This window comes from Pseudomonas yamanorum (genome assembly GCF_900105735.1).
Taxonomy (GTDB): Bacteria; Pseudomonadota; Gammaproteobacteria; order Pseudomonadales; family Pseudomonadaceae; genus Aquipseudomonas; species Aquipseudomonas yamanorum.
On sequence record NZ_LT629793.1, the window covers coordinates 4,244,028 to 4,265,902 of the forward strand.

Annotated in this window: 23 protein-coding genes; 16 read left to right on the forward strand and 7 right to left on the reverse strand. The window is 61.7% G+C overall.

What is annotated here, in order from left to right; all coding sequences use genetic code 11:
- Positions 1 to 22: 22 nt before the first annotated feature.
- Together BLU46_RS19985 and BLU46_RS19990 are read right to left on the reverse strand one after the other, a co-directional pair.
- Positions 23 to 1,741, reverse strand: coding sequence for a C13 family peptidase (locus BLU46_RS19985; RefSeq protein ID WP_063026900.1), 1,719 nt, complete (start codon positions 1,739 to 1,741; stop codon positions 23 to 25).
- Between the two features lie 102 nt (positions 1,742 to 1,843).
- Entirely contained in the window at positions 1,844 to 2,299 is a 456-nt protein-coding gene (locus BLU46_RS19990) for a MaoC family dehydratase (protein WP_093204732.1), read from the reverse strand.
- 179 nt (positions 2,300 to 2,478) lie between these two features.
- Between BLU46_RS19990 and BLU46_RS19995 the strand changes: the two genes are divergently transcribed.
- From BLU46_RS19995 to BLU46_RS20005, 3 genes are read left to right on the forward strand one after another with little or no spacing between them, the layout of a single operon-like run.
- Entirely contained in the window at positions 2,479 to 2,832 is a 354-nt protein-coding gene (locus BLU46_RS19995; protein WP_017476261.1) for a CidA/LrgA family protein, read from the forward strand.
- Positions 2,829 to 3,545 (forward strand): LrgB family protein, encoded by a 717-nt coding sequence (locus BLU46_RS20000; protein ID WP_017476260.1) that lies wholly within the window; start codon positions 2,829 to 2,831, stop codon positions 3,543 to 3,545. Before BLU46_RS19995 ends, BLU46_RS20000 begins: the two co-directional genes overlap by 4 nt.
- Before the next feature lie 21 nt (positions 3,546 to 3,566).
- The gene (locus tag BLU46_RS20005) at positions 3,567 to 4,160 is read left to right on the forward strand and encodes an LON peptidase substrate-binding domain-containing protein (protein WP_017476259.1); all 594 of its coding nucleotides are present in this window, start codon (positions 3,567 to 3,569) and stop codon (positions 4,158 to 4,160) included.
- On the opposite strand, the gene BLU46_RS20010 is transcribed toward BLU46_RS20005, so the two are convergent.
- Positions 4,154 to 5,470 (reverse strand): bifunctional DedA family/phosphatase PAP2 family protein, encoded by a 1,317-nt coding sequence (locus tag BLU46_RS20010; protein ID WP_093204737.1) that lies wholly within the window; start codon positions 5,468 to 5,470, stop codon positions 4,154 to 4,156. The two genes, BLU46_RS20005 and BLU46_RS20010, sit on opposite strands and share 7 nt — an antisense overlap.
- Before the next feature lie 150 nt (positions 5,471 to 5,620).
- Entirely contained in the window at positions 5,621 to 6,304 is a 684-nt protein-coding gene (locus BLU46_RS20015) for a DNA-3-methyladenine glycosylase (protein WP_093204741.1), read from the reverse strand.
- A gap of 176 nt (positions 6,305 to 6,480) precedes the next feature.
- On the opposite strand from BLU46_RS20015, the gene BLU46_RS20020 reads away from it, so the two are divergent.
- The 13 genes from BLU46_RS20020 (at position 6,481) to BLU46_RS20080 (ending at position 19,050) form a co-directional block, all read left to right on the forward strand.
- Entirely contained in the window at positions 6,481 to 7,746 is a 1,266-nt protein-coding gene (locus BLU46_RS20020; RefSeq protein WP_063026903.1) for a glutamate-5-semialdehyde dehydrogenase, read from the forward strand.
- On the forward strand, positions 7,746 to 8,390 hold the full coding sequence (nadD, locus tag BLU46_RS20025) for a nicotinate-nucleotide adenylyltransferase (RefSeq protein WP_003215431.1): 645 nt from the start codon (positions 7,746 to 7,748) through the stop codon (positions 8,388 to 8,390). The genes BLU46_RS20020 and nadD overlap by 1 nt, the downstream gene beginning before the upstream one ends.
- Positions 8,391 to 8,459: 69 nt before the next feature.
- Positions 8,460 to 8,954 carry a ribosome silencing factor gene (rsfS, locus tag BLU46_RS20030; protein ID WP_003215432.1) on the forward strand — a complete coding sequence of 165 codons (495 nt, stop codon included), beginning with the start codon at positions 8,460 to 8,462 and terminating at the stop codon, positions 8,952 to 8,954.
- Positions 8,955 to 8,963: 9 nt separating this feature from the next.
- Positions 8,964 to 9,431 carry a 23S rRNA (pseudouridine(1915)-N(3))-methyltransferase RlmH gene (gene rlmH / locus BLU46_RS20035; RefSeq protein ID WP_003185785.1) on the forward strand — a complete coding sequence of 156 codons (468 nt, stop codon included), beginning with the start codon at positions 8,964 to 8,966 and terminating at the stop codon, positions 9,429 to 9,431.
- A 15-nt stretch (positions 9,432 to 9,446) separates the two neighbouring features.
- The gene (mrdA, locus tag BLU46_RS20040) at positions 9,447 to 11,345 is read left to right on the forward strand and encodes a penicillin-binding protein 2 (protein WP_063026904.1); all 1,899 of its coding nucleotides are present in this window, start codon (positions 9,447 to 9,449) and stop codon (positions 11,343 to 11,345) included.
- A gap of 31 nt (positions 11,346 to 11,376) precedes the next feature.
- Positions 11,377 to 12,480, forward strand: a complete 1,104-nt coding sequence (gene rodA, locus BLU46_RS20045) for a rod shape-determining protein RodA (RefSeq protein ID WP_050543221.1) — start codon at positions 11,377 to 11,379, stop codon at positions 12,478 to 12,480.
- Positions 12,481 to 12,497: 17 nt separating this feature from the next.
- Positions 12,498 to 13,511: a lytic murein transglycosylase B gene (gene mltB, locus BLU46_RS20050; protein ID WP_093204746.1), complete on the forward strand. Its 1,014-nt coding sequence runs from the start codon at positions 12,498 to 12,500 to the stop codon at positions 13,509 to 13,511.
- Positions 13,511 to 14,509 (forward strand): septal ring lytic transglycosylase RlpA family protein, encoded by a 999-nt coding sequence (locus BLU46_RS20055; RefSeq protein ID WP_063026906.1) that lies wholly within the window; start codon positions 13,511 to 13,513, stop codon positions 14,507 to 14,509. The genes mltB and BLU46_RS20055 overlap by 1 nt, the downstream gene beginning before the upstream one ends.
- Before the next feature lie 185 nt (positions 14,510 to 14,694).
- Complete coding sequence (locus BLU46_RS20060) at positions 14,695 to 15,852, forward strand: D-alanyl-D-alanine carboxypeptidase family protein (protein ID WP_017476252.1); 1,158 nt, start codon at positions 14,695 to 14,697, stop codon at positions 15,850 to 15,852.
- Between the two features lie 84 nt (positions 15,853 to 15,936).
- Positions 15,937 to 16,212, forward strand: coding sequence for a DUF493 domain-containing protein (locus tag BLU46_RS20065; RefSeq protein ID WP_003215438.1), 276 nt, complete (start codon positions 15,937 to 15,939; stop codon positions 16,210 to 16,212).
- Positions 16,212 to 16,859, forward strand: coding sequence for a lipoyl(octanoyl) transferase LipB (gene lipB, locus BLU46_RS20070; RefSeq protein ID WP_017476251.1), 648 nt, complete (start codon positions 16,212 to 16,214; stop codon positions 16,857 to 16,859). The genes BLU46_RS20065 and lipB overlap by 1 nt, the downstream gene beginning before the upstream one ends.
- A gap of 2 nt (positions 16,860 to 16,861) precedes the next feature.
- The gene (gene lipA, locus BLU46_RS20075) at positions 16,862 to 17,881 is read left to right on the forward strand and encodes a lipoyl synthase (RefSeq protein WP_003215441.1); all 1,020 of its coding nucleotides are present in this window, start codon (positions 16,862 to 16,864) and stop codon (positions 17,879 to 17,881) included.
- A 233-nt stretch (positions 17,882 to 18,114) separates the two neighbouring features.
- Positions 18,115 to 19,050: a S66 peptidase family protein gene (locus BLU46_RS20080; protein WP_093204751.1), complete on the forward strand. Its 936-nt coding sequence runs from the start codon at positions 18,115 to 18,117 to the stop codon at positions 19,048 to 19,050.
- 133 nt (positions 19,051 to 19,183) lie between these two features.
- Here BLU46_RS20080 and BLU46_RS20085 read toward each other — a convergent pair whose 3' ends face one another.
- The 3 genes from BLU46_RS20085 to holA all read right to left on the reverse strand — a co-directional run bounded on the left by BLU46_RS20085 (position 19,184) and on the right by holA (position 21,857).
- A complete protein-coding gene (locus BLU46_RS20085; RefSeq protein WP_093204755.1) occupies positions 19,184 to 20,509 on the reverse strand; it encodes a lytic murein transglycosylase in 1,326 nt (441 codons plus the stop codon).
- Between the two features lie 61 nt (positions 20,510 to 20,570).
- Positions 20,571 to 20,735 (reverse strand): alternative ribosome rescue factor ArfA, encoded by a 165-nt coding sequence (gene arfA, locus BLU46_RS20090; protein ID WP_003176285.1) that lies wholly within the window; start codon positions 20,733 to 20,735, stop codon positions 20,571 to 20,573.
- Between the two features lie 84 nt (positions 20,736 to 20,819).
- Positions 20,820 to 21,857, reverse strand: a complete 1,038-nt coding sequence (gene holA, locus BLU46_RS20095) for a DNA polymerase III subunit delta (RefSeq protein ID WP_008436560.1) — start codon at positions 21,855 to 21,857, stop codon at positions 20,820 to 20,822.
- Positions 21,858 to 21,875: the final 18 nt, after the last annotated feature.

Below are 21,875 nucleotides of genomic sequence, written 5' to 3' on the forward strand. Positions count from 1 at the left end.
TCCCCCTTTATACAGATTCAGCTTAGTTGCTCTTGGCTTCCTTGCTATTCATTGAGACGCTTTCGAGCGCCTTTCGTGCCTGCTGTTTGCGTAATAATTGCCAATGGGCGATCACGCCTTTGGGGGCCCAGATCTGCGGTTCGGAGGCTTCGAAGTTGTCCGCCTGTTCACGTTCGGCCACGTGGGTCTGCGCCAGCTTGAAGGCTTGCTGCAAATCGTCGGTCTGGTTGAAGGCCTGGGCGAAGAGGGCGTCGCCGAAATAGGTGAAATCAGCCTCTTCAGAGCAGCCGAACGATACGCGGTCGGCCCGCGAGGCGGTCATGATCAGGGTGTGTTCGTCTTTCAGGGCCGGGATGAACCCGCCGGAATAGCAGGCCGAAATCACGATGATCTTGTCGCGATTTTTCAGCGGTGCCAGCACGGCGGCCAGTTCATCGGCCGGCAGGTCGGCCAGCTCCATGCGCGGCTGGTCGAGCACCAGTTCGTGTTCGTGGGTGCCGTGGCTGGTCAGGTAGATGAACACCAGGTCTTGCGGGCCACTGCGTTCGGCCAGGGTCTGCACCGCACGGCGCAGGCTTTCACGAGTGGCCATCGGGCGGTCGGCGATATGGTCGCGATGGTTCACCAGGCGGATCTGGCCATAGGCGCCGAAACGGGTGGCGAGCATGTTGCTGACGTAGTCGGCTTCACGCAGGAATACGCTTTGTTTGCCGTCGCCGGCCACCACCAGGCTGTACAGCTCCACGCCCGATTTGGACGCGGGCACGGCGGCGAGGGCCTCATCCAGTAAGCGACCCTGGGCAAACAGGCCGATCTCCAATGGGTCAGGCAATAATTTGCCATCGGCGTCGCGCACGCGCATGCCGTTGACCCAAGTGCCGGCCTGTACGGTACCGTCGGTGAGCACCAGGGTGCCGCGGCCTTGATAGCTGTCGCTGTCGAAGCCGCCAATATAGAAGCTGCCGTCGGTGAGGTTCAGGCGGCCTGGGCCGGTGAAGCGCCAGTCGACGAATTGGCCGACGTAGTGGCTGCCGTCGACGCCGATCAGTTCACCCTTGCCGCTGAGGGCGCCTTCCTTGAATTCGCCGATCCACACGTCGCCGTCGGCGTTTTCATAACGGCCCTTGCCATTGAGCTGGTTCTGTTTGAAGTGGCCGATGTACATGTCGCCTTCGGCGCTGTTGAAGGTGCCGTTGCCCTCCAACTGGCCATCGACGAAGTGGCCGCTGAACTGGTTGCCGCTGTCGTCGTTGCGCTGGCCTTCGCCGTTGGGCTTGCCGTGGGCGAACTGGCCCTGGTACTGGCTGCCGTCGGCCAGTTCGAGACGGCCGAGACCGGAATACTGGTCGTCCTTGAATTCGCCGCGATAGGTCATCTGCCCTTCTTTGAGGGTGCCTTCGCCGTTGCGCTTGCCTTGCTTGAACCCGCCGACGTAGCTGTTGCCCGCGGTGGTCAGGCTGCCCTGGCCGTCAAACAGGCCTTGCTGGAACTGGCCTTTATAGACCTCGCCGTTGCTGCCATGCCATTCGCCCTGGCCGTGCCACTGGCCTTTATCGAACTGGCCGGCGTACCAACTGCCGTTGGGATAGTCCACTCGGCCCTGGCCTTGCAGCAAGCCATTGACCACATCGCCACGGTAACGACCGCCATCGGGCAGCCGCGCATCGGGCGGCAACAGCGATTCGCCGTCGCCGCACGCGGTGAGCAACAGGACAAGAGCAAGGGGAGCGAGTGGGCGCATAGCGGGATCCGGATAATTAAGCGCCGAGTATGCCGCAGCTGCGAGATCTATACATAAATTTACATGAATTGTGGTGAGCAGACGGGCTCACCACAGCCAGGCTCAGACGAAGCAGAGTGACAACGACTCGGCTATATACGCCGGTTTCTCCTGGCCATCGATTTCCAGGGTGCAGGTGGCCTTAAGCAGCCATTGCCCGGGTTTTTTCTCGGTGGCGGCGGTGAGGGTCACGGCCAGACGCACTTTGGAGTCGACCTTCACCGGCTGAATGAAGCGCACGCTGTCCAGGCCATAGTTGACGGCCATTTTCAGGCCTTCGGGCATGATCAGGATGTCTTCGATCAGCTTGGGTATCAGCGACAGCGACAGGAAACCGTGGGCGATGGTGCTGCCAAACGGCGTCTTGGCGGCTTTCACCGGGTCGACGTGGATGAACTGAAAATCGCCGGTGGCCTCCGCGAACAGGTTGATGCGCTCCTGGTCGATGGTGAGCCATGCGGAACGTCCCAGTTCCTTGCCGACATAATCCTTGAGTTGCTCTACGGGTACTGAGGGCATTGCGACTCTCCTTCTTTGTTCGATTGGCTTCATCGTTTTGTATTTTTGGACAGGTCCAGAGAACCAATGTAGATCATCACGGGGACTTGGCCCGGTCAACCCACCATGCTTTTGGCGAATGCCGTTCCATAGAGGCGGCGTGCTTATAATGCCGACACGCTTTTGGGGGGGAAGAACGGATGCTGTTACGCGGTCTGACATGGCTGGTGCTGTTTCAATTGCTCGGCACGGCGATCAATCATTTGTTTGTCCCGGTGCTGCCGGGGCCGATTATCGGGCTGCTGCTGATGCTGGCCTTTCTGGTGTGGCGCGGCGAAGTCGGTGAACCCCTGAGCCTGGCGGCCAGCAGTCTTCTTCGTTATTTGCCGTTGCTGCTGGTGCCGCCTGCGGTCGGCGTGATGGTGTATGCCAAGGACATCGCCGCCGACTTCTGGGCCATCGTCGGCGCGTTGGTCTTGTCGCTGGTGATTGCCATGGGCTTTGTCGGCGTGCTGATGCAGCAGATGGTCAAGCGCAAGGAGAAGGATCAATGATCTTCGACTGGCACGGCGCGTGGACGGCGGTCATCCATCACCCGCTGTTCGGCATCGGCATCACCCTTGGCGCCTATCAACTGGTGCTGGCCGGCTTCGAGAAAACCCGCTGGATTTTCCTGCAGCCGGTGCTGGTGTCGATGCTGCTGGTGATCGGCGTGTTGCTCAGTTGCGGCCTGACCTACGTCGAGTACCGCAAGAGCACCGAGATCATGAGCATCCTGCTGGGCCCGGCGACGGTTGCCCTGGCGGTGCCGCTTTACCTGAATCTGCGACGGATTCGCCAATTGTTCTGGCCGATTTTTACTACGCTGGTGGTGGGAGGCGTATTGGCGACCGGCCTGTGCGTGCTGCTGGGCTGGTGGTTTGGCGCTGAACACATGATGCTGATGACCATGGCGCCCAAGTCCGTGACGTCACCGATTGCGATGCTGGTGGCCGAGCAGATTGGCGGCGTGGCGGCATTGGCGGCGGTGTTTGTGCTGATCACCGGAGTGATCGGCGCGATGATCGGCCCGGCGTATTTATCGCGTCTGGGCGTGCACAGCCCCGAGGCGCGCGGCATGGCGCTGGGGATGACCGCCCACGCGGTGGGTACCTCGGTGGCCTTGCAGGAAAGCGAAGAGACCGGCGCCTTTGCGGCGCTGGCCATGAGTTTGATGGGCGTGGCCACGGCGGTGTTCTTGCCGTTGGCCGTGTCGCTGGTTATTTAAGTCGGGTTTAAGGAAACCTTTATGAGTCTGGCGCTTTTCCCGCTCAATACCGTGCTGTTTCCCGGGTGCACCCTCGACCTGCAATTGTTCGAGGCCCGCTATCTGGACATGATCAGCCGCTGCATGAAAAAGGGCGAAAGCTTTGGCGTGGTGTGCATCCTCGACGGCAAGGAAGTCGGGCTTGCGCCGGATGGCTATGCGTTGATTGGCTGCGAAGCGCTGATCCGCGACTTCAAGCAGCAGGACAATGGCCTGCTGGGGATTCGGGTCGAGGGCGGTCGGCGCTTCCGTGTGCGTGATGCCGGTGTGCAGAAAGACCAACTGCTGGTGGCTGAGGTGCAATGGCTGGACGAACATCCCGAGCAGCCCCTGGAAGAGGAAGACGCCGACTTGTTGGCGTTGCTCCATGCCCTGGCCGAGCACCCGATGGTGGCGTCCCTGGACATGGGCACCCACGCCGATGGCCAGCAGGCCTTGGCCAATCAGTTGGCGTATCTGCTGCCCTTTACCGAGGCTGACAAGATCGACCTGCTGCAACTCGATGACCCGCAACAGCGTCTGGATGCGATCCAGCTGTTGTTGGATGAGTTGCAGGGTGAACTGTTTACTCAGTAGGCGTACCTGAGCAGCGCGTGGGAGGTGCCGGTAAACGCAATGAACCCGAGCACCGCGCCACACGCCGGCAAGATCAGCCACCAGACTTTCGGCGGCATCGGTGGCAGCGGGCTGCGGTGCTGGCTTAGCGTCAGGCTGAAGGCGCAGACCGTCATTGCCAGCAGAGTGCCGGCCAGAATGTCTGTTGGCCAATGCGCGCCCAGGTAGACCCGGGAGATGGCGATGGTGGCGGCGGGGATGCAGCCGAGCACCAGCCAGGTCAGGCGCAGGCGGGTCGGCTGACCACGGCCGGCCAGCACTGCCAATGCCAGGAAGAATGCGAACGAGCCGGACGCATGGCCGCTGGGCATGCTGAAGCTGGTGAGCGGGTCGGTCAGCACTTCAGGGCGCATCCGCGCAAAAAACAGCTTGGTCCCGGTATTGATCAGCGCAGCGCCCAGCAGGGTGGCGCCAACAAAGATTGCCTGGCGCCATTGCCGCGCCACTACCAGCAGGCCGGTCAACACGGCGCTGGCCACAAACATCTTCTTGAACTCGCCGAGCTGGGTCACCATCACCATCGCCCGATCAATCGCCGGGCCGCGGTGTTCCTGCACCAGCGCCATCAAGCCTTGGTCAAAGTCGTTCAGGTAGGGATAGCCGATAAACAGCGCGAGCAGCAATGTGCCGCCGATGCAGCCAATCCACAGGGTGGCGCGCCGGTGGCCGCGCAGGCTGCTGTTGAGGCTCACACCGATCAGCACCGCCAGGCACGCGGCGACAATCCCGGCCTCCGGCCAGAAACCTTCGGGCAGTGGCAGGCGGAAGGCCGCGCCGGTGGCCCAGCCCGGCAGCAGATACGCCACCGACCATCCCGCGCCGGCCAGCAGGCTCACGGCAGCAAAGCGTGGGAAGGGCATGTCGCACATGCCCGCAACCATCGGTAACATCGGCCGCAGCGGGCCAATGAAGCGTCCTACCAGCAGGCTCGCAATGCCGTATTTGTGGAAGTAAGTCTCGGCGCCGCTCATCCATTCAGGGTGGTGCCGCAGGCCGGGCAGGCGCCGGATGTTCTGGTGGAAATGGCGACCGAGGAAGTAGGAAGCCACATCGCCCACCACACCACCGAGGAAGCCCAGTAACAGGGTTTCTCCCAGGGACAGTGCGCCGCTGCCGGCCAATGCGGCGATGGCAAACAGCAACACCGTACCCGGTACGATCAGGCCGGCAATGGCCAGGCACTCCACGCACGCCACGATAAACACCGCTACGGCCAGCCATTGCGGGTTCAGGGTCAGCCAGCCGGTAATGCCATCGAGCCATGGGCCCATACAATCAAACTCCCTTTGTGAATATTGCCCCCTCTGTAGGAGCGAGCTTGCTCGCGAAAGTCGTTAACGCTAACGCGGGCTATCTGGTTTTGCGCGGCGCTCTCGGGTTCTTCGCGAGCAAGCTCGCTCCTACAGGGGGGCTAGTGTGTTTCAAATCAAAAAATAGTCGCGGCCTTCGACCTGGCCCCGGCGCAGCGGGTTCCGTGTGCAATACGGCGCGTACCCGGCATCCACGAATCGGTACATCAGGTGTTCATCGCGCCCGCCGGGGATGCCCAGGCGGGTGGTCTGGATGATCTGCGCCGGCGCAAGCCCCACGTCTTCCACGTAGAGCCGCTCCTGGTCGAAGCGTTTGGCATCCCACATCGGCACCTTCAAACCCAGCGCCTTGCACAGCAAGGTCTGGCCGGCACACAGCTTTTGCGAGGGGCGCGGCTTGCCGCTGGCGTCCGGGTTGTTCAACAGCATTTGCGCCAGGCTGGCCGGGCCGGACACTTCGTCGACCCACGGATAGGCCGATTTGATCAACACCGCATTGCCTGGGCCCTGGGCGCTGAAGTTCAGCGAATCACCGCCACGGGCGTAGTACATATAGATGTGGCCGCCATCCAGAAACAAAGCCTTACGCTTTTCTGTGTAGCCGAGGGACGCGTGGCTGCCTTTTTCGGCGAGGTAATAGGCTTCGGTTTCGATAATTCGCGCCGACAGCCACAAATCACCGACACGGTGGCGAATGACTTTTCCCAGCAATTCGCGCGCGAGCAGTTGCGCGTCACGGTCGAAAAAGCCGTCGGGCAGGGCGTTGGCGGGGATCAGTGGCGAAAAACTGGACATGGCGATCAAAGGTAATGCAGCTAAATGTGACAGGATGATAACAACTCCAGCCTTAATTCCCGCTGAACGTCGGGTTTTTACAGTTCATTTCGACCATCCGCCCCTCACCGCTGTCCGTAGGACGGCGTCACAGCTATAATCTGCCGCTTTCCTCTTTGCCAAGACCCCACCAGACCATGACTGAGTCCGTTCTTGACTACATGACCCGCCTGGGTCGCGCTGCCCGTCAGGCTTCGCGGTTGATCGCCCGTGCGAGCACGGCGCAGAAGAACCGCGCCTTGCTGGCGGCTGCCGACGCTCTGGATGCTTCGCGCTCCGAGCTGACCGCCGCCAACGAGCAAGACCTGGCCAACGGCCGGGCAAATGGTCTGGAGCCTGCCTTGCTGGATCGCCTGGCGCTGACGCCGGAACGCATCGACGACATGATCGAAGGTTTGCGCCAGGTGGCGAAGCTGCCTGACCCCATCGGTGAAATCCGCGACATGCGCTACCTGCCCTCGGGTATCCAGGTGGGCAAGATGCGCGTGCCCCTGGGCGTGATCGGCATCATCTATGAGTCGCGCCCGAACGTGACCATCGACGCCGCAAGCCTGTGCCTCAAGTCCGGCAATGCCACCATCCTGCGGGGCGGCTCCGAGGCCATCAATTCCAACCGTGCCATCGCCGCGTGCATTCAGCAGGGCCTGGCCGTAGCCGAGCTGCCGGCCGAAGTGGTGCAAGTAGTCGAGACCACTGACCGCGCTGCCGTTGGTGCGCTGATCACCATGCCTGAATTCGTTGACGTGATCGTGCCGCGCGGCGGCAAGAGCCTGATCGAGCGCGTGAGCCGTGATGCCAAGGTGCCGGTTATCAAGCACCTGGATGGCGTCTGCCACGTGTTCATCGACATCGCTGCCGACCTGGACAAGGCGATCCGCATCGCCGACAACGCCAAGACCCACCGCTACGCCCCGTGCAACACCATGGAAACCCTGCTGGTGCACGCCGGCATTGCCGATCGCGTGCTGCCGCCGCTGGCTGCCATCTACCGCGACAAGGGCGTTGAACTGCGCGGCTGCGAACGTACCCGGGCGATCCTCGGCAGCGACGTGATTGAAGCCACCGAGCAAGACTGGTACACCGAATACACGGCGCCGATCCTGTCGATCCGCATTGTCGACGACCTGGATCAGGCCATCGAACACATCAACCAATACGGCTCCAAGCACACCGACGCCATTGTCACCGAGCATTTCAGCGACGCTCGGCGTTTCCTCAACGAAGTGGATTCCGCTTCGGTGATGGTCAACGCTTCGACGCGCTTCGCCGACGGCTTCGAGTATGGCCTGGGGGCGGAGATCGGTATCTCCACCGACAAGCTCCACGCACGCGGCCCGGTTGGCCTGGAAGGGCTGACCAGCGAGAAGTACGTGGTGTTCGGTGACGGTCATGTGCGCACTTGATGGGTAAACGCATCGGGCTGCTCGGCGGCACCTTCGACCCCGTGCACATCGGCCATTTGCGCAGTGCTCTGGAAGTCGCGGACGCCCTCGGGCTGGATGAGTTGCGCCTGGCACCGAATGCCCGGCCGCCCCATCGCGACACGCCGCAGGTGTCTGCGCAGCAGCGCCTGGAGATGGTCCGCCTGGCGGTGGCCGGCATCGCACCACTGGTGGTGGACGACCGCGAACTCAAACGCGACAAACCGTCCTACACTGTCGACACCCTGGAACTGATGCGGGCCGAGTTGGCCGCGGATGACCAGTTATTTCTACTTTTGGGCTGGGACGCGTTTTGCGGCCTGCCCACTTGGCACCGCTGGGAAGAGTTGCTCCAGCATTGCCACATCCTGGTGCTGCAACGCCCGGATGCCGACGCAGAATCGCCGGATGCCTTGCGCAACCTGCTGGCAGCGCGGTCGGTAAGTGACCCTTTGGCCCTGACCGGGCCGAGCGGGAATATTGCATTCGTCTGGCAAACCCCGCTTGCGGTGTCTGCCACCCAGATCCGTCAACTGCTGGCCAGCGGGAAGTCGGTACGTTTCCTGGTGCCTGACGCGGTCCTGGCCTACATCGATGCGCACGGGCTTTACCGTGCGTCGAACTGAAAAGGCGCGCTTGAACGCACGAACAGTCGTGCAGCGAGCGCCCGAACATACGAGCAAAACGAGTTTTATATGACGAACAAAGACGTAAGCAAAGTTAAGCGCAAAGGCACGTTCAAGAGCGCTCCTCTGCCAGTAGAAGCCCACACCGGCCCTGAGCTGGCCGGCGAAGAGCTGGTCAAGGTTGCCGTGGCTGCCCTGGAAGACGTGAAGGCTCAGGACATTCAAGTCCTGGACGTGCGCGACAAGCAGAGCATCACCGACTTCATGATCATCGCCACCGGTACCTCCAACCGCCAGATCGGCGCGATGCTGGACAAGGTACGCGAAGCGGTCAAAGCCCAGGGCGTCAAGCCATTGGGTGAAGAAGGCAAGGGCGACAGCGACTGGGTACTGTTGGACATGGACGACGTGATCGTTCACATGATGACCAGCAACGCCCGTCAGTTCTACGACCTTGAGCGTCTGTGGAAAGGCGCCGAGCAGAGCCGTGCTGCGGATGGCAAGCACCACAGCCCTGAAGTCGGCCACGCGCACTTCGACAAGCTCAACAAAGACCAGGAATAAGGAACGGCTGTGCGCCTGCGTCTGATCGCTGTCGGTTCACGCATGCCCAAGTGGGTGGAAGAAGGCTGGCATGAATATGCCAAGCGCCTGCCATCCGAATTGGCGCTGGAACTGGTGGAAATACCGCTCAACACCCGGGGCAAGAATGCCGACGTGGCCCGCTTTATCCGTCAGGAAGGCGAAGCCATGCTGGCCAAGGTCGGGCCCAACGAGCGGATCGTGACCCTCGAAGTGCACGGCAAGCCCTGGAGCACCGAGCAGTTGGCGGTGGAACTGGATCGCTGGCGCCTGGATTCGCGCACGGTCAACTTCATGGTCGGCGGCCCCGAGGGGCTGGCGCCGGAAGTGTGCGCGCGGGCGGATCAGCGCTGGTCGCTGTCGCCCCTGACACTGCCGCACCCGCTGGTAAGAATTCTGATCGGTGAACAGCTGTATCGCGCCTGGACAGTTCTGTCCGGGCACCCTTACCACAAATAATCTGCGCCCTGCCTGATGACCCAGCCGATCCGCATCAAGGACCACGAGAAAGACGCACGTCTTGTACGCGCGCGGGTGGTGTTTGGCGCGATTTTGGTGGTGGCGTTGCTGGGGGTGCTGATTGCGCGCCTGTATTTCCTGCAGGTGATCCAGTACGACTATCACTCCACATTGTCGGAAAACAACCGGGTGCACGTGCAGCCGATTCCGCCGACCCGTGGGCTGATTTTCGACCGCAATGGCGTGGTGGTCGCGGATAACCGGCCCAGCTTCAGCCTGAGCATGACCCGCGAACGTTCCGGCGATTGGCAGCAGATCCTCGATGTGATCGTCGAGGTGCTGCAACTGACACCGGAAGACCGGGTGATTTTCGAGAAACGCATGAAGCAGGGGCGCCGGCCGTTTGAGCCAGTGCCGATCCTGTTCGAGCTGACCGAAGAGCAGATCGCCCGGATCGCGGTGAACCAGTTCCGACTGCCGGGTGTGGAAGTGGTGGCGCAGTTGGTGCGGCACTACCCGCAAGGGGCGCACTTCGCGCATTCGGTCGGCTACATGGGCCGGATCAACGAGAAAGAGCTGAAGACCCTCGATCCGGTCAACTACAGCGGCACCCACCATATCGGCAAGACCGGCATCGAGCGTTTTTACGAGCCGGAACTGCATGGCCAGGTGGGTTACGAGGAAGTCGAGACCAACGCCCGTGGACGCGTGCTGCGGGTGCTCAAGCGTACCGATCCGGTGCCCGGCAAGGACATCGTGCTGAGCCTGGACATCAAGTTGCAGGAAGCGGCGGAGATGGCCCTGGGCGGGCGTCGGGGTGCCGTGGTGGCGCTGGACCCGAGCACAGGCGAAGTGCTGGCGATGGTCAGTCAGCCGAGTTTTGACCCGAACCTGTTTGTCACCGGGATCAGCTTCAAGGCCTACGCCGAGCTGCGCGATTCCATTGATCGTCCGTTGTTCAACCGTGTGTTGCGCGGCCTGTATCCACCGGGTTCGACCATCAAGCCGGCGGTAGCCATTGCCGGCCTGGACTCGGGTGTGGTCACGGCGTCGAGCCGCGTGTTCGACCCCGGCTACTACATGCTGCCCAATTACGATCACAAATACCGTAACTGGAACCGTACCGGCGACGGCTATGTGGACCTGGACACGGCGATCATGCGGTCCAACGACACCTACTTCTATGACCTGGCCCACAAGCTGGGGATTGATCGGCTGTCGGAGTACATGGGCAAGTTCGGCCTCGGTCAGAAAGTCTCCCTGGACATGTTCGAAGAATCCCCAGGCCTGATGCCGTCCCGCGAGTGGAAGCGAGCAACCCGTCGACAGGCGTGGTTCCCAGGTGAAACCCTGATTCTGGGGATCGGCCAGGGCTATATGCAGGCCACGCCGCTGCAACTGGCCCAGGCCACCGCGCTGGTGGCCAACAAGGGTGTATGGAACCGTCCGCACCTGGCCAAGACCATCGAGGGCGAACGCCCGGTGGATGAAAACCCGATTCCCGACATTGTGCTGCGCGACCCGTCCGACTGGACCAAGGTCAACCACGGCATGCAGCAAGTGATGCACGGCGCCCGGGGTACCGCGCGTAAAGCGGCGGCCGGCGCGCAATACCGGATTGCCGGCAAGAGCGGTACGGCCCAGGTGGTCGCGATCAAGCAGGGTGAGAAGTACGACCGCTCCAAGGTTCAGGAGCGCCACCGTGACCACGCCTTGTTCGTCGGCTTTGCCCCGGCCGACAACCCGAAGATCGCCGTGGCGGTGATGGTCGAGAACGGTGAATCCGGTTCCGGCGTGGCAGCACCCGTGGTGCGTCAAGTCATGGATGCCTGGCTGTTGACCGAAGACGGCAAGCTCAAGCCCGAATATGGCGGCACCCCATCCAGCGTGGAGGCTACGGCCCGTGAAGAGTAATTTTGACCGCATCCTCTCCAGCGAGGATGTGATGCGCCGTCGCGCCACCTTGCTGCAGCGCATGCACATTGATGGCCCGTTGCTGATCCTGCTGCTGACCCTCGCGGCCGGCAGCTTGTTTGTTTTGTATTCGGCCAGTGGCAAAAACTGGGACCTGCTGATCAAGCAGGCGTCTTCGTTTGGCCTGGGCCTGTTGTCGATGGTGGTGATCGCTCAGCTGGAGCCGCGCTTCATGGCGCGCTGGGTGCCGCTGGGGTACGTCGCCGGGGTGTTGCTGCTGGTGGTGGTGGATGTCATGGGGCACAACGCCATGGGTGCCACCCGCTGGATCAACATCCCGGGGGTGATTCGCTTCCAGCCGTCGGAATTCATGAAGATCCTGATGCCGGCGACCATCGCCTGGTACCTGTCAAAACGCACATTGCCGCCGCAGCTCAAGCACGTGGGCATCAGCCTGATATTGATCGGCGTGCCGTTTATCCTGATCGTGCGCCAGCCCGACCTCGGCACCTCGCTGCTGATCCTCGCGGGCGGCGCGTTCGTGCTGTTCATGGGGGGGCTGCGCTGGCGCTGGATCCTCAGCGTGCTGGCCGCCGCCGTGCCGGTGGCCGTGGCCATGTGGTTCTTTTTCATGCACGACTATCAGAAGCAGCGAATCCTCACGTTCCTCGATCCGGAGAGCGATCCGCTGGGCACCGGCTGGAACATCATCCAGTCCAAGGCTGCCATCGGTTCCGGCGGCGTATTCGGCAAGGGCTGGCTGCTGGGCACCCAGTCGCACCTGGACTTTTTGCCGGAAAGCCACACCGACTTTATTATCGCGGTGATGGGCGAGGAGTTCGGCCTGGTGGGCATCTGCGCACTGTTGCTGATTTACTTGCTGCTGATCGGTCGTGGCCTGGTGATTACTGCCCAGGCGCAAACGCTGTTCGGCAAATTGCTCGCCGGCAGCCTCACCATGACGTTTTTTGTTTACGTTTTCGTCAACATCGGTATGGTCAGTGGCCTGTTGCCGGTGGTTGGGGTGCCGTTGCCGTTCATTAGCTACGGCGGAACTTCGCTGGTGACATTGATGTCAGCGTTTGGGGTTTTGATGTCGATCCATACCCATCGTAAGTGGATCGCACAGGTTTGAATAAGGTGAAGATGTCAATGCAAGTAATGCGCGGCTGGGCTGCTCGGCACGTGTCCTGGATGGGCCTGTTGGGCCTGCTGGGGGCCGCTGTGCAGGAAGCGCAGGCCGGCGACTACGACGGCTCGCCCCAGGTCGCCGAATTTGTCGGTGAGATGACCCGTGACTATGGTTTCGCCGGTGAACAGCTGATGGGCGTGTTCCGCGAGGCCCAGCGCAAGCAGGCAATTCTCGACGCCATCTCCCGGCCCGCCGAACGCGTGAAGCAGTGGAAGGAATATCGCCCGATGTTCCTGACCGACGCCCGCGTGGCGCGTGGTGTGGACTTCTGGCGCCAGCACGAAGCCGTACTGGCCCGCGCCGAGCAGGAATACGGGGTTCCGGCCCAAGTGATCGTAGCCATCATCGGCATCGAAACCTTCTACGGCCGCAACACCGGCAGCTACCGGGTGATCGACGCCTTGTCGACCCTGGGCTTTGATTACCCGCCGCGCGCCGAATTCTTCCGCAAAGAGCTGCGCGAATTCCTGTTGTTGGCCCGTGAAGAGCAGGTCGACCCGTTGACCCTCAAGGGTTCCTACGCCGGGGCCATGGGCTTGCCGCAGTTCATGCCGAGCAGCTTTCGCGCCTACGCCGTGGATTTCGACGGCGACGGCCATATCAATATCTGGAGCAACCCCGATGACGCCATCGGCAGCGTCGCCAGCTACTTCAAGCGTCACGGTTGGGTAGCCGGCGAGCCGGTGGTGATTCGCGCCGATGTGACCGGTGACAGCGCCGACGAAGGCCTGACCCAGGGTATCGAGCCCGTCAAGACAGTGGGGGAGTTGCGGGCGCTGGGCTGGTCGAGTCAGAATGCGCCACGCGATGATATGCCGGTGACGGCGTTCCGCCTCGAAGGCGAAAATGGCCCGGAATATTGGATGGGCCTGAAGAATTTCTACGCAATCACGCGTTATAACCGCAGTGTGATGTACGCCATGGCCGTGCATCAGCTGTCAGACATGCTGGTCCAAGCACGGGGCGTCAAGTAATGCCGGTATCACCGATGTACAAACCCCTGAAGCTGGTGGCTTACGCCGCATTGTCGTTATTGGTGGTCAGTTGCTCCACCAGTCGTGCACCGGTGCAAAAGTCCGGTGGCACGGCCATCCGCTCTCAACCGGGGCTGGATATCAACCGCGCCCACAAAGACGGCGCGCCGTGGTGGGATGTGGATGTGTCGAAAATCCCGGATGCCACGCCGACCCTGCACACCGGTCCTTACAAGGCCAACCCTTACACCGTGCTGGGCAAAAACTACTTCCCGCTGCAAGACTCCAAGACCTACGTGCAATCGGGTACGGCGTCCTGGTACGGGACCAAATTCCATGGCCAGAACACCGCCAACGGCGAAGTGTATGACCTGTACGGCATGAGCGCGGCGCACAAGACCCTGCCACTGCCCAGCTATGTACGCGTGACCAACCTGGACAACAACCGCTCGGTGATCCTGCGGGTCAATGACCGTGGGCCGTTCTATTCGGACCGGATCATCGACTTGTCCTACGCCGCCGCGAAGAAGCTCGGTTATGCCGAGATCGGCACGGCGCGGGTGAAGGTTGAAGGTATCGACCCTGCCCAGTATTGGGCCCAGCGTGGCAAGCCGGCGCCGTTGATGCTCAACGAACCGCAAACCCCGCAACCACAAGTTACCGCCTCGGCCGGCAAGATCGAGCAGTGGACACCGCCACCGGCGCAGCATGCCCCGGACACGGTCGTCATCCCCCATGCAGCGCCGGGAGCCTCTACCGTGGGCGGCCAGTACCTGCAAGTGGGCGCTTTCGCCAACCCTGACGCGGCAGAGCTGTTAAGGTCCAAGCTCAGCGGAATGGTCAGTGCGCCGGTGTTTATCAGCTCTATTGTGCGTAACCAGCAAACCTTGCACCGTGTGCGCATGGGGCCGATCGGCTCGCCGAGCGAAGTTGCACAAGTGCAGAACAGTGTGCGCATGGCCAACCTGGGGCAACCCAGCGTGGTCACCGCCGAATAAGCAGTACAAAGGATTGATGGCTCAGGCTCGCATGCGGGTTTGAGCCTTGGTTGTTGGCTCGTTGAACAATAAAAACCCAGGGGCAAGGGGTGGGCGTACAACCGAACACGCGACAGTCTGGCGACGGGCTGTCTGAATAGTTTTGCCCGCGAGGGCAAGTTTCCATAAGCAATTTCGAGAGACGGATGAACATCACCACCTTAGCCAAACGCACGTGCCTGCTTCTTTCGCTGATCATCACCCCGGCCGCCTGGGCGGTTGAAATGGTGCCAGCTTCCCCGCAACTGGCTGCCAAGGCCTGGGTCCTGATGGACGCCGCCAGCGGCAACGTGCTGGTGGAGAACAACGGTGACCAGCGCCTGCCCCCAGCCAGCCTGACCAAGCTGATGACTGCCTACATCGCGACCCTGGAAATCCGTCGCGGCCAGATCGGTGAAAACGATCCGGTGACCGTCAGCGAAAACGCCTGGCGCACCGGCGGTTCGCGGATGTTCATCAAGGTCGGTTCGCAGGTGACTGTCAGCGACCTGCTGCACGGCATCATCATCCAGTCCGGTAACGATGCCAGCGTGGCCTTGGCCGAGCACATCGCCGGCAGCGAAGACGCGTTCGCCGACATGATGAACAAAACCGTGGCCGACCTGGGCATGACCAACAGCCACTTCATGAACCCGACCGGCCTGCCGAATCCGGAGCACTACTCGTCGGCTCACGACATGGCCATCCTGGCCCGCGCGATCATTCGTGTCGACCCGGTGCACTACGCGATCTACTCCCAGAAAGAGTTCTTCTGGAACAACATCAAGCAACCTAACCGCAACCTGTTGCTGTGGCGTGACAAGACCGTCGATGGTCTGAAAACCGGTCACACCGACGAAGCGGGCTACTGCATGGTGTCGTCCGCTGTCCGTGACGGCCAGCGCCTGATTGCCGTGGTATTCGGTACCAACAGCGAGCAGGCCCGTGCGGCCGAGACGCAGAAGCTGCTGACCTATGGCTTCCGTTTCTTCGAAACCCAGACCTTCTACCAGAAAGGCACCGAGCTGGCTCAAGCCCCTGTGTGGAAAGGCGCGACCCATCAAGTCAAGGCCGGCCTGGCTGAAGACCTGACCCTGACCATGCCTAAAGGCCAGCTCAAGAAGCTGGTGGCCAGCATGACCATGAACCCGCAGCTGGTCGCACCGATCGCCAAGGGCGATGTCATCGGTAAGGTCGAAGTGAAGCTGGACGACAAGGTGGTGCACAGCGCCGACCTGATCGCTCTGGACGCCGTCGACGAAGGTGGTATCTTCCGACGCGTGTGGGATAGCATCCGTCTATTCTTCTACAGCTTGTTCAACTGATAGTGTGCACCTGCATGACCCCGCGCTGATCCGGCGCGGGGTTATGCCCGTCGCCACGGCTTACGCTTACGAGGCCGTTACGCCATGACCGATACCGAAGTAAAGGCGCCAAAGATCGAATTCCCAAACGTGGACTATCCCGTCAAGGTGATCAGCGATACGGGTGTGGGCAACAAAGACAAGATCATCGAGATCGTCAAGAAACACGCGACGATCAACCATGACCGTGTGGATGAGCGTCAAAGCACCAACGGCAAGTACACCACCATTCAGTTGCACATCGTTGCAACTGACCAGGACCAGCTCTACAACATCAACAGCGAACTGCGGGCCACCGGCTTCGTGCACATGGTGTTGTGATGTCACAGACCCTGGGCTTTCGCGAGCTCGGCCAAATGGCATATGAACCGGTGTGGCACGCCATGCAGCGGTTCACCAACGAGCGCGGCACCGAAGCCCCGGATGAAATCTGGCTGGTGGAACACCCGCCGGTTTTCACCCAGGGCCAGGCCGGCAAGGCCGAGCATTTGTTGCTGCCGGGAGAAATCCCGGTGGTGCAGGTCGACCGCGGCGGGCAGGTGACTTACCATGGCCCAGGCCAATTGGTGGCTTATCTGTTGCTGGACGTGCGCAGGCTAGGTTTTGGCGTACGTGAGCTGGTCAGTCGCATGGAGTCATGCCTGATCGAGTTGCTGGCCAGCTACGGTGTGACCGCAGCGGCCAAGCCGGATGCTCCGGGGGTTTACGTAGAGGGCGCGAAAATCGCCTCCCTGGGCCTGCGGATTCGCCACGGCTGTTCCTTTCACGGCCTGGCCTTGAACGTGGACATGGACCTGGCGCCGTTTCGACGGATCAATCCCTGCGGTTACGCCGGTTTGGCGATGACCCAGTTGAGCGATCACGCAACACCACTAGAATTTGCCGAGGTAAGTGCCCGGCTGCGCGCGCAGCTCGTCAAACACCTCGACTATGCTGAGCAGACGACCCTAACGGGCGGAATCGACTGATTATGACTACTGATGCAGTGCAAACCATGATCCCGACGCTGGATGTTACCGAGCGTCCGGCCCCGCGTGCCAAGGTAGAAGCCGGCGTCAAGCTGCGCGGCGCCGAGAAGGTTGCACGCATCCCGGTGAAGATCATTCCGACCACCGAACTGCCGAAAAAGCCTGACTGGATTCGCGTGCGTATCCCGGTTTCGCCGGAAGTCGACCGCATCAAGGCCCTGCTGCGCAAACACAAGCTGCACAGCGTCTGCGAAGAGGCGTCTTGCCCGAACCTGGGCGAGTGCTTCTCCGGCGGCACTGCGACCTTCATGATCATGGGTGACATCTGCACCCGTCGTTGCCCGTTCTGCGACGTTGGCCACGGCCGGCCGAAACCGCTGGACGTCAACGAGCCGGAAAGCCTGGCCATCGCCATCGCCGACCTCAAACTCAAGTACGTCGTGATCACCTCGGTAGACCGTGACGACCTGCGCGACGGCGGTGCCCAGCACTTTGCCGACTGCATCCGCGAGATCCGCAAGCTGTCGCCGAACGTGATGCTCGAGACCCTCGTCCCGGACTACCGTGGCCGTATGGACGTGGCGCTGGAAATCACCGCCGCCGAGCCGCCGGATGTGTTCAACCATAACCTGGAAACCGTACCGCGCCTGTACAAGGCTGCGCGTCCGGGTTCGGACTACCAGTGGTCGCTGACCCTGCTGCAGAAATTCAAGCAGATGATGCCGCACATTCCGACCAAATCCGGCCTGATGCTGGGCCTGGGCGAAACCGACGAAGAAGTCATCGAAGTCATGAAGCGCATGCGCGAACACGACATCGACATGCTGACCCTCGGCCAGTACCTGCAGCCATCCCGTAGCCACTTGCCAGTACAGCGCTTCGTGCACCCGGACGTGTTCGCCTGGTTTGCCGAAGAAGGCTACAAGATGGGCTTCAAGAACGTCGCTTCCGGCCCGCTGGTACGTTCCTCGTACCACGCCGACGAGCAGGCGAAATTGGTCAAGGCCAGCCTGGTTTCCTGATACGCGGAACGCCGGACACTGCAGGACCCTTGTGGGAGCGGGCCTGGATGGGAGCGGGCTTGCTCGCGAATGCGTTGGATCAGTTGACCTATCCGGTGACTGACTGACCGCTTTCGCGAGCAAGCCCGCTCCCACCCAAGCCCGCTCCCACATTTGCTACTGACTCTTCCTCTTCTGTTTGCAACCATTGCTGTTTAGAGTGCCTTGGGCAATCCACACGAGGAGAACCATGGATGACGACTCAATTGACCACTTGTGCGGTACCTGCGCTGCGCGCCGAAGGCGTGATCGGGCTGATTGCCCCTGCCGGGCCGGCCGAGCTGGATATCGACAAGGCCACGCAATGGATGCGCGCCCGGGGCTACACACTGCGGATCTTTCCGGGCGTGAGCCAGCGTGATGGCTATCTCGCCGGCAGTGATGACGTACGCCTTAATGACCTGCACGCGGCGTTTGCCGACTCGACCATCGACGCGATTTTCTGCCTGCGCGGCGGCTACGGCACCCCACGCCTGCTGGACCGCCTGGACTTTGACCTGCTGCGGGCCAACCCCAAGCCATTCGTAGGCTACAGCGATATCACCGCCTTACACCTGGCGATCAACCGCTATGCCGGTTTCGTCACCTTTCACGGGCCGATGTACAACGCTGACCTGTTAGGCGAAAAGCAACAGCCTACCGAGTCGTCGCTGTTCAGCATGCTGCGGGGGCAAGTGAAAGCCGGTAGCCAGCTGACTCACCCGGTGGCCTACCCGCTGACCACCGTCGAGCCAGGCATCGCCTGTGGGCGTCTGCTGGGCGGCAATCTATCGATGATCGCAGCGGTGATGGGCACGGCGTACGAGATTGACGCCGAGGGCATCATTCTGTTTATCGAAGATGTTAACGAGCCGTTGTACCGCATTGATCGGTTGCTCACCCATTTGCGCCTGGCCGGCAAGCTGGCTCAGGTGGCGGGTGTGGTGGTGGGGGATGTGGCTGGGGTTGATAGCCTTGCGCTTGAGCGCTTGCTGAAGCAGACCTTCGAGCCGTTGTGCATTCCTGTGCTGTCCGGCTGGCGCAGTGGGCACTGCAATCCGAACCTGACCTTGCCGATGGGCGCGAGGGTGCGGTTGGATGCGGGGGAGAGGCGGTTGGTGTTGGAGCAGGATGTGGTGTTTAAGGCCTGAACTTTGTAGCGCCGGTAAAGGCCTCTTCGCGAGCAAGCCCGCTCCCACATTTCGATCGCGTTCCTTCAGGAAGTGCACGGTCAAAATGTGGGAGCGGGCTTGCTCGCGAATGCGGTAGCAGCCATACGCCAATCTATCGGCTTTGCAGCGACTCGAGCAACTTCACCGTCGGATACCCGTCCGCCGGCCAGCCCAGGGATTGCTGCGCTGCACGAATCGCCTTGCGGGTATTGGCGCCAATGATCCCGTCCGGGTTGCCCGCATCGTAGCCATGGGCACTGAGCACCGTCTGCAAATCAATCCGCTGTGAGCGGGTCAACGGCAGCTCATCTTTCGGCCAGCTCCCACGAATCAAGCCACCCCCGCCGAACCGTTCCGACAGCAAACCGACCGCCAACGCATAGGACGAAGAGTTGTTGTACTTGAGGATCGCGCGGAAGTTATCCAGCACCAGGAACGCCGGGCCACGATAGCCGGCGGGCAGCAGCAGGGCCGCGGAAAGCTGGTCCACGTTGGCCGGCACACTGGCGCCAGGCGGCACCTGGATTCCCAGTTTCAACCATTCGCCTACAGTTTTACGCACGCTGCCATCGGCCAGGGCGTAATCGAAGTTCAACGGCAGTTGCTGCACCTCAAAACCCCACGGCTGGCCTTTCTGCCAACCGGAGCTTTGCAGGTAGTGCGCGGTGGAGGCGAGGGCGTCGGCCGGGCTGTTCCAGATATCCCGGCGACCGTCACCGTCGAAGTCCACGGCGTGGGTGTTGTAGGTGGTCGGAATGAACTGGGTCTGGCCCATGGCCCCGGCCCAGGAGCCTTTCATCTGGTCAGCAGAGATATCGCCGTGCTGGATGATTTGCAGTGCTGCCAGCAATTGGGCCTGGGCGAATGCCGGGCGACGGCCTTCATATGCCAGGGTCGCCAAGGAGCGAATCACCGAGTTGTTGCCCTGGAACTGGCCGAAGTTACTTTCCATGCCCCACACCGAGACCAGTGCCTGGCGGTCGACGCCATAACGGTCCTCTATGCGTTGCAGAGTGTCAGCGTATTTCACCAGCAGCGACTGGCCATTGCGCACGCGCAGCGGCGACAGGGCGCCATCGAGGTATTCCCACACCGGGCGCGAGAACTCCGGCTGGCTGCGGTCGGCACGGATCACCGCCATATCGGGGACGACATTGGCAAAGGCTGTGTCGAAAACCTGGGGCGTGATACCGGCCTTCAGGGCTTCCACGCGAAAGCCTGCCTGCCATTCGGCAAACGTCTGGGTCGGCTGGATATCAAGGTTGTCCACCGCCAGTGGCGCAACGACGGCAGGCGCAGCTACCGGTGCAGTCTGGAGCGGGGGCAGGGGTTGAGCATCGGCGGCGGTGGGTTTTTCCGCGCAGGCGACTAACAGAATGAGGCTGGAGGCAGCGATCAGTTGGCGAAGGTGCCAACGACGGGAAAGACTAGAGGGCATGCACAGGTCCAGGGAGTACGAATCAGGTACAGACCTTATCATGCCAGAGGGGCGCTTGCCTTCAGGCAGCCAGAAAGTAAGAAGCCTCCCAGCTATTAGACTGGAAGGCTTCGCGGCGGTAGCTGCCTTTGCCTTTGCCGGCTCGTTCCTGGCGACTGCGGAACAACGGCTGGGCGATGATGGATTTGGCCTTGTTGGGGCCATGCTTGGATGGCTTTTTGCTCATGATAGGTACTCTTTGGCGGGTTGATGATGCGGTGCGAATCATCGGCCGAAGTTTGGATTCTGTCCAGCCCGGCGAGACGTAGGACTATTCAGCAGGCAGCGCCAAGCGCTGTCCTGACATCAAAAGTGACAAACGACTCAAGCTCATCCAGGGCGATCCCGCCGCCTGGCCCTTGATCTGCGCGTCAATGCGCTGGGCTTCCAGCAGCAATTGCGCCCAGCGTTGCGCCGAGTGCCGTTGCAGGGCTTTGCTGATCAGCGGTTTGCGTTTGTCCCATACCGGTGGCCGTGCTTGGCTGAAGGCCTTGTCCAGCGGGATGCCTTGGCTGTATTGCAGGGCAATATTGGCCAGCAGGCGTAATTCCCGGGCCAGGGCCCAGAGAATCACCGGTGGCTCGACGCCTTCGCCGCGCAGCCCTTCGAGCATGCGCAGGGCGTGGGCGGGTTCGCCGTTGAGGATCGCATCCACCAGACCAAACACGTCAAAGCGCGCGCTGTCAGCCACGGCGCCTTGTACGGTTTCGACAGTGATCTGGCCGCCTTCTGCCATCAGCTTGAGCTTTTCGATTTCCTGGGCGGCGGCCAGCAGGTTGCCTTCCACTCGCGCCGCGATCAGCTCTACGGCGTCCTGGCTGGCACTCAGCCCGGATTGCGACAGGCGCTGACGGATCCACTGCGGCAGCTGACTGCTGTCCACTGGCCAGATCTGTATGAATTGGGTCTGGCCGCCTTCCACCAGCGCCTTGCCCCACTTGGTTTTCTGCGCGCTGCCATCCAGCTTGGGCAGGCTGATCAGCAGCAACGTGTCTTCGGCAGGGCGTGCGCAGTATTCCATCAATGCCGCCGCGCCTTTGTCGCCGGGCTTGCCCGAAGGCAGGCGCAGTTCCAGCAGGCGTTTCTCGGCAAACAGCGACATGCTCGCCCCGGCTTGCAGCAGCGTCCCCCAGTCGAAACTGGCATCGGCGCTGAACACCTGGCGTTCATCGAAGCCCTGTTGACGGGCGGCCGTGCGGATCGCGTCCGCAGCTTCCTGGCAGAGCAACGGGTCATCACCGCTGACGATGTAGACGGGCGCGAGGCTGCCTTGCAGGTGCTTGGCGAGTTGGGCGGGGGCAAGTTTCATAGGCAGGGCGAACGGGGC